The organism is Salinivibrio sp. IB868 (assembly GCF_001995655.1).
Lineage (GTDB): Bacteria > Pseudomonadota > Gammaproteobacteria > Enterobacterales > Vibrionaceae > Salinivibrio > Salinivibrio siamensis.
Map to the genome: position 1 here is coordinate 73,731 of NZ_MUEW01000006.1, position 15,963 is coordinate 89,693.

Sequence of the window (15,963 nt, forward strand, 5' to 3'; positions counted from 1 at the left end):
GCCTCCATTTCGTAACCGCGCGTGCTGTTCGGCGTTAGAAATCTAGGAGAGTTCATGGAAGTACAGAATTTAATACCATTAATCAATACCGCAATTCTTCTAGGAATTTTCTTCTACCAGAAAAACAAAAACAAAGTCTTAGTAGACCGAATAGAGCATCAGGAGAAAGTCCTCAATGAAACGAAAGGAATCGTTCTTCAGCAGTCCACAGCGATAGATAGTCAGAGTAAGGTTGTGGATACCGCAATTAAATACTCAGAGTCTTTCTCTCCGGAAAAGTTAGAGAAACTAATTCGTAAGGAAGTTGATTTGGAGCAGAAGGAGGAGCGAGGGAAGCTGGAAGAAGAAATAGAACGCCAGCTTAGGGAAAAAGATGAACGAATAGAAAACCTAGAGCGTGTTTCAAAAAAATCGATTGAGATGGCTGAGGAAGTTACTACCAATTTGTTGTCTCCGATTCTGGGGACGCTAGTAAAAACATTGGTTTTTATGCCGAATGATAAGAAGAATGAAATTCTCAATGGTATAGAAGATGGGGCATCGAAGGAGATGTTGGTATCTATTCTTACCAAGGTAGAATCACAAATGCATGAAATGATTTCTAACAAGTCAATGCAGCCGACTGCTAAAGCGTCGGCTGATTGAGGCGTTAGGGAGAAGATATGATTAAAAAGTTGCTTTCAATTTTAGGGGGTATCATTGGCCTTATTGTCGTTCTTGTCTTTTCTGGCATTGGTAGTCAAGTTGGCAAGGAGGTAGGAAAGGCAGCATTCTCTCCATCTAAGCCAACAGAACAAGAAATCATGGCCAAGTTAGCCGAAGGCTTTGAAGTTGCGGCAAAGCAGATAAATGACGCTGCTCCAACAATGGTCGATGAGGAAACTCGCATGGACGGGGCTAGTGCCGGCCCAGGCGCATTGCTTACTTATCACTATACACTTCCGAATTATGCTTCAAGTGATATTGACTCTGGGGTAATACAATCTGACGTGCTTCCTTCCGTAATGAGCAGTGTTTGCTCAAGCAAAGAAATGAAGCCGTCACTACAGTACGGTGGAAAATATACTTATTCATATTCAGGAAATGACGGAGTGCTTATTGATGATTTCACTATTGATAGAAATGATTGTGGTTTCAGTGCTAAATCTCCCTAACAATAAAATGCAGCCGACGCAAAAAACGATCGGCTGATTTAGGCGTTATGTAAGTGGAGTGATTTATGATATCTCAGAACCTACCAACAGATAACTTGTATAAATTCATGGCTTTATTTGGGTTGGTAATTATTATTTGTAGTGCAGTATTTAAGTACATGGCAATAACGAATATTCAAGCGACAATATCTGAATTGAGGATCGAGCAAGCAACGTTAAAGGTAGTCGTAGCTGATAGCTCTGAGTTGGAAATAGCGAAAGCGAAATTATTAGCGGCACAAGAGAAGTTGGTGATGTCAGAGGCTTATGACCACCGCGCCACAGTTTTATTGTTTGCTGGGATACTGCTGTCGATTGCAGGTTTTGTCTTGTGGTATATGAAAACCCAGAGGTTCTTAGATAAATTACTCAAACAGGAAGCCTCTGGCTAATTACATAACAAATAGGAATAAGTGTCGCGCAGCCGACACCTTATTTGGATGTTGAACAAGCCCGTTGCTTTATTAAGTAAATAGCTCGAATGCGCATAGGTAGGCGCTGCCTATGACATTTTTCAGCGTGTGTAGAGGTATCGGTGAGTTTGGCCATCTGATTAGAGGTCTTAATAGGCACTTCTAAGTACGTATCGACGATTATGTGGCTCTGTGATGAATCGGAGACACATAACCATGAACACTCTCTGGCTAGTTTTTATACTTCCGCGAAAAAATAAATATAAATACCTGCCATAAAAAACAACCAATTCAACATCATGAACATATCGTTAAGGGTTTTTTTGTTCCTTCGCCTATGTCTAACAAATGGATAAACTAGACAGAAGTACGAAAATACACCACCAGCGCCTATGCTAACCATGGCAATATTGTTTTTTCTCTTAAATTTTTCTGGGTTTTTAGCTAAGTTATCAACTAAGTCATTAACGTGCTTCTTATCCCCTAAAGAGTAAATGATAAGGTGGTAAAAATAGACGAACATCCACACCAAAAAAAACACACCCACACATTGTTTCATATCTAACATCCCAGCTCCCTCTCCCTAAAAAATAGAGCCAACACTAAAGTCATTGAATCGCCCTTTAATTACATGCTCTTCAACACTGCTGGGAATGCGGCTTTATATATTAACCTCGGTTTTTTTAAGGATTTAATATAATAAAAAGTATGACTTTCTGGTTGTTACGCAAGTTGACACACTGATACGAAACTGGAATCTGATGCTGTCGCAGTTGAGCTCTGAGGAATCCCCTGACGATTTTTATCTAAATCATCAGAGGATTCCTCAGAGCTACGCCACTAACCAAACCACCGGCAACCGCCAGAACAGGATCTTATGCGGTTACGCCAACCATCATTTAAGTTAAATACTTACCAATCACCATTAACACAAAAGATAAAATGTAACTCCACATACCTAGTGCATTAACCCACATAAACACTTTAAACTTAATGGAGTTAGTTTTTGCACGCTTACGAATGAATGGGTATTTTACCCAATAATGGAATAACCTTGTGCCGATATAAGCAGAAAGCATACACATTCTATTAGCATGCAATTTATCCACATTCTTAGAGAGTTGGTTGTCTATAAAAACGATTCTTTGAGGGTCACCTAAAGAAACCATTGCACTCATAATTGCTCCAGGAACCGACCAAACAATGGCATAGTAAAAGAAAAAAAATGCTACATCCTTAATCATAATTAAGAACTCCAAGCATACATTTCATCTACAAACCATTTGCTAGCAGTTGCTCCAGCGATACCACCAATAGCACCACCAACAACAAAAGAACCGATTGCAGCAATGGCAAGTACAGGGGCAGAAGTTACACCGACAACTCCTAGAACAAGTAATACACCAGAAGTCATCGCTGCACCACCAACTCCTCCTCCATATATACCACCAATAAACCCACCAGCTTCACGGGTTATTGTCTGACCAAAGTCTCCCGCTCCATCGACCTTGCACGCCTCATAGACATTATCCACACCACTGGCAAAACCGAGCACTAGCCCGACATACCCCAAACCTCTAGCGGCGGAAATCCCTATCGCTATATTGCCAATACGCTTGCCCAACTCTTTCACAAAGCCTGTTTTTAATATTTCATCCGCATTATGAATGACGGACTTCGTGGAGAGTTTTAGATTACGCTTGATTTGCGTGTAAACAGGGAGCTGAACGTTACGCTTGGAGAGTATTGCAAAAGAGCCATCAAGCTTTTTAAACAACGCCACACGGTCAGCAACAAATGCGCCGTAATTCATGCCTCCAGTACGGCTCGCCATAGCGACTTGAGAAGCATAAAGAGTATTAATCTCTAACAGGACATTTTGAATGTTCTTTAAGTTTTGTTGGACAAGCGCAGACGTTGCCCCAACGCCTGTCGCCACTTGAGCGTAATAATCCGTTGGCAATCCATCATTACGGATTCTTTCATCTAGTTGATGAGAAAAAAGCTCAAAGTGACGGTTAAGCGTGACCACTTCCTCATCCAGAAGTTTGCCTAATTCAGCACTGGCGATCTTGGCTTCTTCTATCCACTTATCGAGTAACTCCTGCTCGTGTTGTTTTTCTGGTTTCGTTGTTGGCAGTAAAACAATCTCACCCTGACGCACAGGCTCATTGAGGTGTGCATTACACTGCTTGATGGTTTGCTTTTGCTCTGCGGTGGTTTCAGAGGTAAAAAGACTGTCCCACAAGGCAGATTGTGATTGAGTAACCGGTGATTGCATCCAACCTAGCTCAAAGCTGACTTTATTTTGAAGCTGTTGCCATTCCTTTTCTCGTTCTTGAAGCCGCTCTCTACGCTGTCTTTCAACTTTTTCTCTGGGAGATTCTTTGGTGGCGACGGGCTCCTTTACCTCGTTTTTTACTGGCATCAACGAGCCGGTGGGCGCAAAATTTCTAGCCGTCGCGCTTTCTACTGCCGCCTTTGACGCGGCCGATTGCCTAGCCATCTCACAACTCGTACAACGACACACTGACGGGTTAGGATGCATCAAAGGACACCGATGAGGCTTAGAAGGGTCAAAGATATCGGGTAAGCTCATATCACTTTCCACGCAGTTGAAATGAATATGCGCATCGTATCATTACAGAGACGATAAATTGGTGCGTAATATTTTGGACATATGTTAAATGGTCAACATCCCTATCAAAAACGCCTCTTAGAAGCGCCTCAATATCCCCCTCTGCTTGACCGAACTCATACGTCATAAGTTCAGTCAGTCGAACTATTTTGTAACCCACCGCATTGTCCGCCAATCAAGAATCATGGCGATGCATTCTACTCAGCAAGCTAGATTTTTGGATACTTTTGTTGTCATCGTTAGGTTAACTCTGACCAAACCGTGAAGTGGCTCCAATAGATTTATTGATCGGGCCTTTAATAATTTGCCAAAGCTACGGCGCATACACATGTGGACGATTTATAATGATGCTCTGTATTGCAATATGCTCTGTATTGCAATAAATGTGGAGAAGTGTTGTGGCTGCCCCAAATTGGCCACGGTGTTAGAGCGTGTAAGAACAGAGATCCGTTCAGCAAAGGCAGAGCAACCAAATTCGATAATTGCGGCTTGATGGTTTTGTAATGGCTTCTGCCCATAGTTCGAACTCCGTATGCATTCCCACGCGGGAGCGTGGGAACGAGTAAGACCACCGACGTTAAAGTACGCGTAGGTCGGCATAAGCGCCTTCTCGATCGCGCAGCTTGGTGTGATTTCCGCCGCGCGCCCGTTGCACGGCGCCATCGGACATTAAAGCCAAAGATTAACTTCGATGTTAAATTTGGCGCCAATCGTAACAGGCGCAGTGCAACTGGCGCCCAGGTGGCATAATGCATCATAGTTGACATCTTGCAGGGGCTTGTGTCACCTACGCCAATGGCACCATCGATGTCTAAATTTTGTCATTGTAGTGACCAACTAAGATTGGCCACGATGTTAGAGCGTGTAAGAACAGAGATCCGTTCAGCAGAATCAAAGCAACCAAATTCGACAAGTACGGTTCGATAGTTTTGTCACGACTACTGTTCAGGTTTCGAGTTTCGTATGCATTCCCACGCGGGAGCGTGGGAACGAGTAAGACCACCGACGTTAAAGTACGCGTAGGTCGGCATAAGCGCCTTCTCGATCGCGCAAGCTTGGTGTGATTTCCGCCGCGCGCTATCCGACATTAAAGCCAAAGATTTAAATTTGGCGCCAAACGTGACAGGCGCCCAGGTGGCATAATGCATCATAGTTGGCATCTTGCAGGGGCTTGTGTCACCTACGCCAATGGCACTATCGATGTCTAAATTTTGTCATTGTAGTAGCCAACTAATATTGGCCACGGTATTAGAGCGTGTAAGAGCAGAGATCCGTTCAGCAGAATCAGAGCAACCAAATTCGATAATTGCGGCCTGATGGTTTTGTCACGCTTCTGGCTTGGTTCAAACGCCATATGCATTCCCACGCGGGAGTGTGGGAACGAGTAAGACCACCGACGTTAAAGTACGTGTAGGTCGGCATAAGCGCCTCTCGATCGCGCAAGCTTGGTGTGATTTCCGCCGCGCGCCCGTTGCACGGCGCCATCGGACATTAAAGCTAAAGATTAACTTCGATGTTAAATTTGGCGCCAAACGTGACAGGCGCCCAGGTGGCATAATGCATCATAGTTGGCATCTTGCAGGGGCTTGTGTCACCTACGCCAACGGCACCATCGATGTCTAAATTTTGTCATTGTAGTAGCCAACTAATATTGGCCACGCTGTTAGAGCGCGTGAGAACAGGGATCCGTTCAGCAAAATCAAGTAATCACACTCGACAAGTTCGGCTTGATGATTTTGTAACGATTTCAGTTCATGGTTCAAGTCTCGTATGCATTCCCACGCCGGAGCGTGGAAACAGCAAAATAAAAAACAGACACAAGAAACGCAGCCCCATGGCTGCGTTTTGGCTTTCTATCCCCAGTCCAAGATTATTCTGTCGGTTCGATGGTCAGTGGTTCCCAGGTGGCGGTGGTGTTGCCGCCGGCGCTGGGGTGGTCGCGGTATTCGCGGTCTTTGAGTAGGGTGTAGTACACATCGACAAAGTCATCATCGTTGGTGAGCCAGCCGTCGGGGATGGCTTCAATGATTTTGCCGGTGATCTTGGTGATCACGCCATAGGCTTGCACCTCTAAATCTGGAATGGCGGCAATGATGTCGCTCGCCACCTCGTTAAGTTTCAAGGCCAATTCTTTGTAGTTGGTGCCGTCGTCTTGCTCCATCAAGATCACGTCCGCCGCGCCCCAGCGATAACGCTCCCAGTGGATCATCACTTGATTAGGATGATAGGTGGTTTGGTCGTAATCCAAATAGGGCATATCGACAATATCGAGCGTGGGCTCGTCACGGCTGGGGTTCACGCCGGTGACAATAGCGTATACCTCGGCTGCGCCGGAGATCCAAGGCTCTTGGTCGTCTTCAAGGCGGATTGATTTGAGCACTGTGGTGTCAATGGGCTCGGCCGGCCCTTGTGCCATCATTGGCGCGTGACGACGCGTACGGGGCGCTGGGGCTTGCTCGGCCAGGGTGCGGCGCATCACTTCTAGGCCAGCTTTAAGTGAGGCTTCACCATTGGCATCCACCACCAAAATAGGGCGGTCAGGCAACTGATGAACGTCTAGCCAGTGCACCTTGCCGTTGGTGTCGTAGGCTTCAATCTGGGTCCAGGTTTTATCATCGCCTGCTGGCTCAAAGGCAAACAGTGGGGCTTGGCCAGCTTGCCAGCGTGCGAGCATGCTGGGGTCTGCCAGACGCACTTCAAGCAACTGTTCGGCGACCTCTTCGACCCCTTGTGCCTCTCGCAAGGCGCGGTCGGCCGCGCGCAGTTGATCATTAAGCTGATGTGCGCGCGTTTGGGTGAGACTTTGTAGCGACGCATTCAGGCCATAGGCATTAATGCTACGGTGGAGCACAGGCGCTAATAGCGCATAATCTTGGCTAAGTTGTTTGGCGGTGTCGCGTTTAATATCAACCACTGAATTATCGGCATTGGTCGCAAAAGCGGGAGTCAAAGCTTGGGTGATGCCAGCCAATAATAGGGCAATGAGCGTATTTTTCTTCATCGCGTTTCCTTTTTGTTGTGTTTCCAACTGACGCCAGCGGATGCTGACTAAGGCCATCATGCGACGTAAATGAGAAATAATGCTATTTAGAAAATAATGTGATGTGAGGCGAGTTCATAAAAAAGGCGTAACCGCAGTATGAAATGTGTCACTTTTGGTACCAAGGTGTGCGAGTGGCAAAAAAACGCCCGGCCAAGTGGCCGGGCGTTAAAGCGAAAAGGCGTGAGGTTAAATGCCGTCGCGTTCAAGCGGGCAGCTCATACAGCGCGCGCCACCGCGACCACGACCCAGCTGGTCGCCCGGGATCGAGAGCACCTTGATTCCGGCTTTGTCGTATTTCTCATTGGTGTAGGTGTTGCCTTCATAACCAATCACCACCCCAGGTTTGACCGTGAGCACGTTGTTGGCATCGTTCCATTGTTCGCGCTCGGCAGCATAGCTGTCACCGCCGGTGGTAATGATGTTCAGCGGGCCAACGTCGAGCGCTTTTTCAATCGCGGTAAGGTAGCAAGACTGCGCTTCCACGTTAAGGCTGTCTTCGCCTTTGCGAGTTAGGCGCCAGCATGGCAAGTCGGGGCGCATCACAGTGGGGTAAACCGAGAAGGTATGCACGTCCATGTGGGTCATCACCGTATCTAGGTGCATGCACGAGCGGTTTTTCGGCAGTTGCACGGCAATCACTTCTTTGGCTTGGCCACTAAACAGCAGGCTGCGTGCCAGCTGCTCAACCCCTTGTGGGGTGGTGCGCTCGGACATACCAATTAACACCGCGCCGCGGCCAATAACTAGCACATCGCCGCCTTCAATCATGGCGTTGTCGTAGTCACGTACTTCATCGCCGAGGTAATTAATAAACGGGTTATCGGCAAATTCAGGGTGCCAGCGGTAAATGGCACGTAGGTGGTTGGTTTCACGTTGGCGCGCCGACTTGGCCATGGGGTTGAGTGATACGCCGCCATACACCCAGCACGAGGTGTCGCGGGTAAATAGGTGGTTAGGCAGCGGCTCAATCACAAAGTCGGTCTTATCGTGCATGGCCTGCATCATCGAGGATGATTGCACGGGCAAGTCGATATAGCTTAAACCGCCAAGTAAAATGTCAGCCAGGGTGTTGTGGTCAATGTCCGCCATATAAGCGCGTACATCACTGGCGAACTGATAACCGAGACGATATTGATTGAGTTGGGTGTCGAGCAGCCATTGCTTGGCTTCTGGCACCGCGAGGGTTTCGACCAGTAAATCGTGAAGTAGGTAAACGTGTACGCCTTGGTCGGTCAGTGTGCGGGCGAACATATCATGCTCTTCGCCTGCGCGCTCAACGGCCAATACATCATCAAACAGCAGTTCATGGCAGTTAGATGGCGTCAGGTGGTTCAACGCTCGTTCAGGGCGGTGAAGCAGTACACGCTTCAGTTGCCCAACTTCGGATCCAACGTAAAACTCACTCATGGTAGGTCCTCTTTTTCCTTAATACGGGCCAGGTAATGAGACAAACAGCGCTTTACACACACGGGAGGTGTGCTCACCGGTTAGGTGGGAATGCAGGCCGTTTGCACAGGGTGGGCGTGTCTCATCTCCTCCTTGGATGCTCGAATAATGACAACCTTCTCGGGGGAGGTCAATGTTACAAATCACTAACAATCTCGCCGGACTAACAAGGTCACAGAAATTTCATTAACTTGGCGGTTTTCTCATCAATGACACAGTGATGGAACGTGGCATTTTTTGCTAAACCGTGCCATATTGCGCCCGTATTCATTTTCTGGAGTCGCGTCTATGTCACAGGCTGAACTTATCGAACAACAACACCAAGAAACGCGGATGATCATCGAGGAGCTTCTCGCCGATGGCAGTGATCCTGATGCGCTGTATACCATTGAGCACCATCTGTGTGCCGATACCTTTGAAGCGCTGGAAGATGCGGCGGTAGAAGCCTTTAAAATGGGCTTTGAAGTGGCCGAGGCTGAAGAGCTTGAGCTGGAAGAGGGCGGCACTATTGTTTGCTTTGATGCAGTGATGGAAACGGCCTTGAATGCTGAGCGCATTGATGAGCAAGTTGAAAAGTTGGTGGCGTTAGCTGATAAGCACAACATTGATTACGACGGCTGGGGCACTTACTTCGAATCGGATGAAGACGACGCTCCCGAGAGCGAGTAACGCGCGATCGCCGAATAAAACATACTGATTAAAGCCACGTTAACGTGGCTTTTTTTGTGCCTAGTGGGGTTAGAGCGTCTTTATCATGGTGACTTCACAGCTATCGTGACCGGTGTTGCCCATGCGCGCACACGGGGTAAAGCCGAGTGATTGATACAAGGCAATGGCGGCGGTGAGGTTGGCGGTGGTCTCGAGATAACAGCGTTGATAGCCCCATGCACGCGCTGTTTCCATCGCCTGAATCGCTAATTGTTTCGCCATCCCTTTGCCTCGCAGTGCTGGCAAAAAATACATTTTTTGCAGCTCGCATACGCTATCGTGTCCAGGCAAAGGGGCAATACCGCCACCGCCGAGGATCTCCCCATCGGCTTCAATCACCCAATAGGCCGCTTGCGGGTGCGTATATTGCTCGCTAAGGCAGTCAAGGGTGGGATCAGCGACGCTAAACCCGGCATCGGCACTGAGACCATGCTCGGCAGAGACGCGACGAATCACATCGGCAATCGCAGGGTTATCGTTTGGTGTCATTACACGCACGGTTAAAGGTGCGTGTGAGCTTGGCTCGTGTAAGTCTTGGGGCCTATCCTGGGCCATGAATACACTCCGAATTATATATGTATCAATAAATTACCTCACCAGATGGCTTTTCACAACTGAGTGCCGCCGCAGCAAGATGCGTTTATGGTCGTCTTTTATTATTCCGCCTCATTCTTAAGATTGCCTTGTGTTATTTTTTCAGTGCTCTCTTGTTCTCCCCCCGTTGCGGGATATTGGTTGTATTTCTGTCTATTTTTTTAACCAAAACACTCAAGCTTGTGCCATAATTCCTGCCGGTTTTTTGGACGTTGTAATGTTAATTAGCATTTATTATTGATTAAGAGATAAGTGAATGGAAAATCAGGTTAAATTTCATGGTCAGGGGAAAGAGTTCTTCGGCATATGGATTGTAAATATATTGTTGTCTTGTGTGACTTTGGGGATTTACTCAGCATGGGCAAAAGTACGAACCAATCAATATTTTTACGGTAATACAGACATTGCGGGCGATCGTTTTGGCTATCACGCCTTACCTAAACAAATTTTGATTGGCCGGATTATCGCAGCGGTGTGTGTATTGGTTTGGGTGATTGCTAATCAGCTTTTCCCCATTGCATCACTGGCTTTGCTAGCGATAGGGGTAGCCTTGATGCCCTGGTTAATTCGCAACAATATGCGCTTTGATGCCAGAATGACCAGCTACCGTAATGTTCGGTTCGACTTTACGGGCAAACTGTCAACCGCGTACCTGGTTTTCTTGGGGCTGCCGGTATTGTGCTACCTCAGCATAGGCGTGGTGTCGTTCTTTGGCGGCTCGCAACTGACTGGTGGCCATTTTGGCTTAGGCATCACACTCCTTTTACTTGCCATTGTGGTTGGCTTTTTGTCTTATGCATGGATTGCCTCGCAAGTAGCACGTTATTACCTCAATCACACTACCTATGGAAATCAACAATTTAAGGCTGAGGTAAGCTGGAAAATATTTGCCAAAACCTATCTGCAAGCCGGCCTTATTTGGTTTGGCCTTTCGGCGGTGGCTGGGATCGCAGTGGCCATTGTGATGGGAACCGATGTCAGTGCCTTCACATCGCCAAGCAGCGGCAGCTTCCAGTTACTAATCATCGGCGCCTACCTATTCTTAGCGCTGACGGTCATCATTATTAACGCTTTTATTCGTACTAGGATCCGCAACTATCTCTTTGGTCAAGTCGAAATCGGCGATAGCCCTGCCTATCAATTGGCGTCTCGCATGACAGTGGGGGGGCTTTTGTACTTACTGATGACGAACTTGGCGTTGCTGATTGTCACCATTGGTATTGCCACACCATGGGTAAAAGTGCGCACTGCGGCCTATCTTGCCAATGTGACCTTTGTTATCGGTGATTTGTCTCAGCTGCACGCTGAAGGCGAGGCGGTGACCAATAACAATGCCGTGGCTGACGAGGTGGCTAATGCCTTTGATTTAGGTGTAGGTATTGGATGAGTTGGCGAGGCATCTATCACCCTCCCCACAGTGCGACAAAGCTCGATGCTGAGCTAACGCTGGCTGATCGCCATGTGTATATCACCACTGAGCAGGGTGAACATGCTTGGCCACTTGCAGACATGGATGTGTCGGTACCGGTGGGGAATCTGCCATTGGTACTGACCTTTCCTGACGGGCAAACATTCACCCCTGATGAGAGTCAGTCTCTGGCCACTGCGCTTGGACCTTCGCGGCGCGGAAAGTGGTTGCATTGGTTGGAGCAGCACAAGTTAGCGATTCTGGCAAGCTTGCTGGTGGTCGTGTTATTGGTGGTGCTGCTGTTTAGCCATGGTTTGCCTGCTCTGAGTCGTAGCTTGGTGCCCTGGGTGCCTGATGAGGTCTCCCGCCAGATTGGTCAGCAAACTCAGGAGACCTTGGATGAGCATATGCTAGCGCCGACTGAGTTGAGTCAGGCAACGCAGGTGCAGGTGCAGCAACAGTTTGACGCTTTGGTCGGGCAGTTGCCGACGCTTCCTGTTGAGCCAAGGCTCGAGTTTCGGCAGTGGGAAAGCACTGCGAATGCGTTAGCACTCTCTGATGGCACTATTATTGTGACCGATGCGCTTGTCGCGCTAGCGGATACCCCCGCACAACTGAATAGCATCTTGTTGCACGAGATGGGGCATTTGGCATACCAACACTCGCTGAAGTCCCTGGTGCGTGCCGCCCTGATCTCGACCACCGTTGCCTTGCTAACCGGTGAAGGCACGGGGTTAGCTGACAACTTATTGGGAGGTGGCGTGTTTTTGCTGACGCAAGGCTACTCACGCGACGATGAGCGAGAAGCCGATGCGTATGCCCAGCAACATATGACGGCTATCTATGGGAATGCGAATGCGATGAAGGTGATGTTTGAGCGGCTCGGTGAGGCAAATAATACGGGTAAACAGCTAGAGTGGTTAAGTACGCACCCTGGCATGAAAGCGCGGATTGAGGCGATTGAAAGCGCGCGTTAAATGCTCGTGAGCAAGCGTAAACAATAAAAACCCATCGGCACCTTCAGCGTGCCGGTGGTTTTTTTAATGATGATGCCCCAAGTGAAGCGGTGCCGGTTTTACCGCATGGCGACGCTGCCACACCTTTTCATGGAAGAAGTACGCCAAGGTGTTGATGCTTGGCTCAACCAGCGCCAGTGCGCCACCGACCAACCAATTGCCACTGATTAAATAGCCCACCAAAAAGGCAACGTTAAAGTGTACGACCGCAAAGCTGGCCGTTTTGACCGCGGGGCGCGCTTGGCGGCTAAGCTGCCAGAGTTTTTCATGAAGATAAAACGCGCCGGTATTGACGGTGGGTTCGGTCATCGCAATCAGGCTGCCAATGATGATATCGCCGGTCAGCACATAGGCGACGGTAAAGGCGATAGAAAAGTGGATAGCAGCAAAACTGAGTGTCTTCTTCATGGTGTAGCTCCTTATTGGCAACACGCGTTTAATCAACACTGACAGTATGCACAGAGACTGTCGATAAATAAAAACGGTTCTCACTATCCTTTACATAGAGGCGAACTATCAACGGCGATCAGTGCTAGGGATAACAAGCGTTTAAAAACTGAGCAGTCCATTTTGCGCCGAGGTGGGGCATAAAAAAAGCCACACCGAGCGGTGTGGCTTGATAGGCTGAGTGAGCCGAGGATTATAGCGCGGCGATGGTCGCTTTTTGCTCACCAAGTTTGGTGAGGCTCTCACGATAGCCATCGAGCTTTTCACGCTCTTTCGCCACCACGGCTTCAGGTGCTTTGGCGACAAAGCTTTCGTTGCCAAGCTTGCCTTCAACACGCTTGATTTCACCTTCTACGCGAGCGATCTCTTTATCCAGACGTGCTAACTCGGCGTCTTTATCAATCAAGCCCGCCATCGGGATCAAGATCTCCGAGCTGCCGACCAACGCAGAGGCACACGCAGGTAAGGTTTCGCTACCGTCAAGCACGGTGAAGTTGCCGAGTTTCGCCAGAGCATTCAAGGTAGTGCGATTGCGGGTCGCACGCTCAGCATCACGGCTATCTGCGGCTTTTAACATCACCTCAAGCGGCTGGCTTGGGGCAATGTCGTATTCTGCGCGCAGGTTACGGATGCTGACGATAAACTGCTTCACCCACTCAATGTCTTCTGACGCTTGCGCGTTAACACGGCTGGCATCAAATTGTGGCAATGGCTGGTTCATAATGGTGTCGCCGTCGACACCGTCAACCAATGGTTTGACGCTCTGCCAAATCGCTTCCGTGATGTAGGGGATCACAGGGTGCGCGAGACGCAAGGTTTTTTCCAAGACGGTGATCAGGGTGTAACGCGTAGCACGTTGCTGTGCCTCGTCACCTTTCCACAGTACGGGTTTGGTGAGCTCTAAGTACCAGTCACAGAACTGGTGCCAGATAAACTCATACAAGACACCGGCCGCCATATCGAGGCGGTAGTTGTCGAGATGGGTATTGAAGTCTTTCGCCGCTTGCTGGAACTGAGACTCGATCCACTGATCGGCCAGTGAGAATTGCATCTCGCCGCCGCTCATGCCGCAATCTTGCTCTTCGGTGTTCATCAGCACGTAGCGGCTGGCGTTCCACAGCTTGTTACAGAAATTACGATACCCTTCAAGGCGCTTCATGTCCCAGTTGATGTCACGGCCGGTTGAGGCTAATGCCGCGAGGGTAAAGCGCAGCGCGTCGGTGCCATGGGCTTCGATACCATTCTCGAAGGTTTTACGGGTCGCCTTTTCAATCTTTTCTGCCAGCTTTGGCTGCATCATGTTGCCGGTACGCTTGGCAACCAGCTCGTCAACACTGATGCCGTCAATCATATCGAGCGGGTCGAGTACGTTACCCTTGGATTTTGACATCTTGGCGCCACTTTCATCGCGGATAAGACCGGTCATGTAAATGGTCTTAAACGGCACTTGTGGCTTACCGTTTTCATCTTTGATGAAGTGCATGGTCATCATGATCATGCGCGCCACCCAGAAGAAAATGATGTCAAAGCCTGACACCAACACATCGGTAGGGTGGAAGGTTTTCAGTGCGTCGGTGTTTTCTGGCCAACCTAGGGTGCCGAAGGTCCATAGTGCGGATGAGAACCAAGTATCCAACACGTCTTCGTCTTGGCGCAGCGCCACATCGTCGCCAATCTGGTTATCGCGACGTACTTCGTCTTCGTCACGGCCCACATAGACATTGCCTTGGTCGTCGTACCAGGCAGGAATGCGGTGGCCCCACCAAAGCTGGCGTGAAATACACCAATCTTGCACATCACGCATCCACGCGAAGTACATGTTCTCGTACTGCTTAGGCACAAATTGGATATCGCCGTCTTCAACAGCTTTTACCGCCGGCTCTGCCAATGGCGCGGTGCGCACATACCACTGGTCGGTGAGCATTGGCTCAATCACCACGCCGCCGCGATCGCCATACGGCACGGTCAGATCGTGATCTTTAATCTCATCCAATAAACCCAGCGCATCAAATTCGGCGACGATCGCTTTACGCGCGGCAAAACGCTCTAGGCCTTGGTAGTTTTCTGGCAGGGCATCATCGAAGGCATCGCTTGGCTGGCCTTTATGATCAAACACTTCTGCCTGATCGCGAATGTCGGCGTTCAAGGTCAGGATGTTGATCATCGGTAGTTGGTGGCGCTGGCCGACTTCGTAGTCGTTAAAGTCGTGCGCGGGGGTGATTTTCACACACCCGGTGCCTTTTTCCATGTCGGCGTGCTCATCGCCCACAATTGGGATGCGACGATTAACCACTGGCAGCAACACGTGCTTGCCAATCAGGTCTTTATAACGCGGGTCTTCTGGGTTGACCGCAACACCGGTGTCGCCCAGCATGGTTTCTGGACGGGTGGTCGCCACTACGATGTAGTCTTTGCCTTCAGCGGTTTGAGCGCCATCAGCGAGTGGATAACGGAAGTGCCACATGTGGCCTTTCTTGTCTTTGTTTTCCACTTCTAGGTCGGAAATGGCCGTATGCAGCTTAGGATCCCAGTTCACCAAGCGTTTACCGCGGTAAATCAAGTCTTCTTGGTGCAGGCGAACAAACACTTCTTTGACGGCGTTAGAAAAGCCTTCATCCATGGTGAAGCGTTCGCGATCCCAGTCGACAGAGGCCCCTAAGCGGCGCAGCTGTTGGGTGATGGTGCCACCGGATTCGCCTTTCCATTGCCAAATTTTGTCAACAAAGGCCTCACGACCGTAATCGTGTTTGGTTTTGCCTTCTTCGGCGGCGATCTTGCGCTCCACGACCATCTGCGTCGCGATACCGGCGTGGTCTGTTCCCACTTGCCATAAGGTATTTTTGCCCTTCATCCGTGCGGCACGGGTCAGGGTATCCATAATGGTATCCTGGAACGCGTGGCCCATATGCAGGCTACCGGTCACGTTAGGGGGGGGGATCATGATGCTGAATGCATCTTTGCTGGTATCACCATGAGGTCGGAAATAGCCCGCCTCTTCCCAGCGCTGATACAGCGCTTTTTCGATTGATTGTGGATTATATGTCTTTTCCATAGCGC

General features: G+C 49.1%; 14 protein-coding genes. 6 read left to right on the forward strand and 8 right to left on the reverse strand.

Annotated features, from left to right (window positions below; genetic code table 11):
- The first annotated feature begins 54 nt into the window (after positions 1-54).
- The 3 genes from BZG20_RS08220 to BZG20_RS08230 all read left to right on the forward strand — a co-directional run bounded on the left by BZG20_RS08220 (position 55) and on the right by BZG20_RS08230 (position 1,585).
- Complete coding sequence (locus tag BZG20_RS08220) at positions 55-645, forward strand: hypothetical protein (RefSeq protein ID WP_077578673.1); 591 nt, start codon at positions 55-57, stop codon at positions 643-645.
- Positions 646-662: 17 nt separating this feature from the next.
- Positions 663-1,154, forward strand: a complete 492-nt coding sequence (locus BZG20_RS08225; RefSeq protein WP_077578674.1) for a hypothetical protein — start codon at positions 663-665, stop codon at positions 1,152-1,154.
- A gap of 65 nt (positions 1,155-1,219) precedes the next feature.
- The gene (locus BZG20_RS08230) at positions 1,220-1,585 is read left to right on the forward strand and encodes a hypothetical protein (protein WP_077578675.1); all 366 of its coding nucleotides are present in this window, start codon (positions 1,220-1,222) and stop codon (positions 1,583-1,585) included.
- Between the two features lie 259 nt (positions 1,586-1,844).
- Here BZG20_RS08230 and BZG20_RS08235 read toward each other — a convergent pair whose 3' ends face one another.
- The 5 genes from BZG20_RS08235 to arcA form a co-directional block, all read right to left on the reverse strand.
- A complete protein-coding gene (locus BZG20_RS08235; RefSeq protein ID WP_077578676.1) occupies positions 1,845-2,174 on the reverse strand; it encodes a hypothetical protein in 330 nt (109 codons plus the stop codon).
- Between the two features lie 331 nt (positions 2,175-2,505).
- On the reverse strand, positions 2,506-2,850 hold the full coding sequence (locus BZG20_RS08240) for a hypothetical protein (protein ID WP_077578677.1): 345 nt from the start codon (positions 2,848-2,850) through the stop codon (positions 2,506-2,508).
- Between the two features lie 2 nt (positions 2,851-2,852).
- Positions 2,853-4,112, reverse strand: a complete 1,260-nt coding sequence (locus BZG20_RS08245) for a hypothetical protein (protein ID WP_198531471.1) — start codon at positions 4,110-4,112, stop codon at positions 2,853-2,855.
- Positions 4,113-6,114: 2,002 nt separating this feature from the next.
- On the reverse strand, positions 6,115-7,245 hold the full coding sequence (locus tag BZG20_RS08255) for a DUF3103 family protein (RefSeq protein ID WP_077578680.1): 1,131 nt from the start codon (positions 7,243-7,245) through the stop codon (positions 6,115-6,117).
- A gap of 228 nt (positions 7,246-7,473) precedes the next feature.
- Positions 7,474-8,694: an arginine deiminase gene (arcA, locus tag BZG20_RS08260; protein ID WP_077578681.1), complete on the reverse strand. Its 1,221-nt coding sequence runs from the start codon at positions 8,692-8,694 to the stop codon at positions 7,474-7,476.
- Positions 8,695-9,021: 327 nt separating this feature from the next.
- Here arcA and rraB point away from each other — a divergent pair, with 327 nt between their 5' ends.
- On the forward strand, positions 9,022-9,402 hold the full coding sequence (gene rraB, locus BZG20_RS08265) for a ribonuclease E inhibitor RraB (protein WP_077578682.1): 381 nt from the start codon (positions 9,022-9,024) through the stop codon (positions 9,400-9,402).
- A gap of 69 nt (positions 9,403-9,471) precedes the next feature.
- Here the strand turns inward: rraB and BZG20_RS08270 are convergent, their stop codons facing one another.
- Complete coding sequence (locus BZG20_RS08270; RefSeq protein ID WP_077578683.1) at positions 9,472-9,996, reverse strand: GNAT family N-acetyltransferase; 525 nt, start codon at positions 9,994-9,996, stop codon at positions 9,472-9,474.
- A 295-nt stretch (positions 9,997-10,291) separates the two neighbouring features.
- Here BZG20_RS08270 and BZG20_RS08275 point away from each other — a divergent pair, with 295 nt between their 5' ends.
- Both BZG20_RS08275 and BZG20_RS08280 read left to right on the forward strand, forming a co-directional pair.
- Positions 10,292-11,422 (forward strand): YjgN family protein, encoded by a 1,131-nt coding sequence (locus BZG20_RS08275; protein WP_077578684.1) that lies wholly within the window; start codon positions 10,292-10,294, stop codon positions 11,420-11,422.
- On the forward strand, positions 11,419-12,420 hold the full coding sequence (locus BZG20_RS08280; protein ID WP_077578685.1) for a M48 family metallopeptidase: 1,002 nt from the start codon (positions 11,419-11,421) through the stop codon (positions 12,418-12,420). The genes BZG20_RS08275 and BZG20_RS08280 overlap by 4 nt, the downstream gene beginning before the upstream one ends.
- 63 nt (positions 12,421-12,483) lie before the next feature.
- Here BZG20_RS08280 and BZG20_RS08285 read toward each other — a convergent pair whose 3' ends face one another.
- Both BZG20_RS08285 and BZG20_RS08290 read right to left on the reverse strand, forming a co-directional pair.
- Positions 12,484-12,867: a DUF2061 domain-containing protein gene (locus tag BZG20_RS08285; protein WP_077578686.1), complete on the reverse strand. Its 384-nt coding sequence runs from the start codon at positions 12,865-12,867 to the stop codon at positions 12,484-12,486.
- 232 nt (positions 12,868-13,099) lie between these two features.
- The gene (locus BZG20_RS08290) at positions 13,100-15,958 is read right to left on the reverse strand and encodes a valine--tRNA ligase (RefSeq protein WP_077578687.1); all 2,859 of its coding nucleotides are present in this window, start codon (positions 15,956-15,958) and stop codon (positions 13,100-13,102) included.
- Positions 15,959-15,963 lie beyond the last annotated feature (5 nt).

Bases quoted from the DNA above. Each gene is read 5' to 3' on its own strand.
- BZG20_RS08290 (WP_077578687.1), bottom strand. From the start codon at position 15,958: ATGGAAAAGACATATAATCCACAATCAATCGAAAAAGCGCTGTATCAG.
- BZG20_RS08245 (WP_198531471.1), bottom strand. From the start codon at position 4,112: ATGGCTAGGCAATCGGCCGCGTCAAAGGCGGCAGTAGAAAGCGCGACG.
- BZG20_RS08280 (WP_077578685.1), top strand. From the start codon at position 11,419: ATGAGTTGGCGAGGCATCTATCACCCTCCCCACAGTGCGACAAAGCTC.
- BZG20_RS08225 (WP_077578674.1), top strand. From the start codon at position 663: ATGATTAAAAAGTTGCTTTCAATTTTAGGGGGTATCATTGGCCTTATT.
- BZG20_RS08235 (WP_077578676.1), bottom strand. From the start codon at position 2,174: ATGTTAGATATGAAACAATGTGTGGGTGTGTTTTTTTTGGTGTGGATG.
- BZG20_RS08240 (WP_077578677.1), bottom strand. From the start codon at position 2,850: ATGATTAAGGATGTAGCATTTTTTTTCTTTTACTATGCCATTGTTTGG.
- arcA (WP_077578681.1), bottom strand. From the start codon at position 8,694: ATGAGTGAGTTTTACGTTGGATCCGAAGTTGGGCAACTGAAGCGTGTA.
- rraB (WP_077578682.1), top strand. From the start codon at position 9,022: ATGTCACAGGCTGAACTTATCGAACAACAACACCAAGAAACGCGGATG.
- BZG20_RS08220 (WP_077578673.1), top strand. From the start codon at position 55: ATGGAAGTACAGAATTTAATACCATTAATCAATACCGCAATTCTTCTA.
- BZG20_RS08270 (WP_077578683.1), bottom strand. From the start codon at position 9,996: ATGGCCCAGGATAGGCCCCAAGACTTACACGAGCCAAGCTCACACGCA.
- BZG20_RS08230 (WP_077578675.1), top strand. From the start codon at position 1,220: ATGATATCTCAGAACCTACCAACAGATAACTTGTATAAATTCATGGCT.
- BZG20_RS08275 (WP_077578684.1), top strand. From the start codon at position 10,292: ATGGAAAATCAGGTTAAATTTCATGGTCAGGGGAAAGAGTTCTTCGGC.
- BZG20_RS08285 (WP_077578686.1), bottom strand. From the start codon at position 12,867: ATGAAGAAGACACTCAGTTTTGCTGCTATCCACTTTTCTATCGCCTTT.
- BZG20_RS08255 (WP_077578680.1), bottom strand. From the start codon at position 7,245: ATGAAGAAAAATACGCTCATTGCCCTATTATTGGCTGGCATCACCCAA.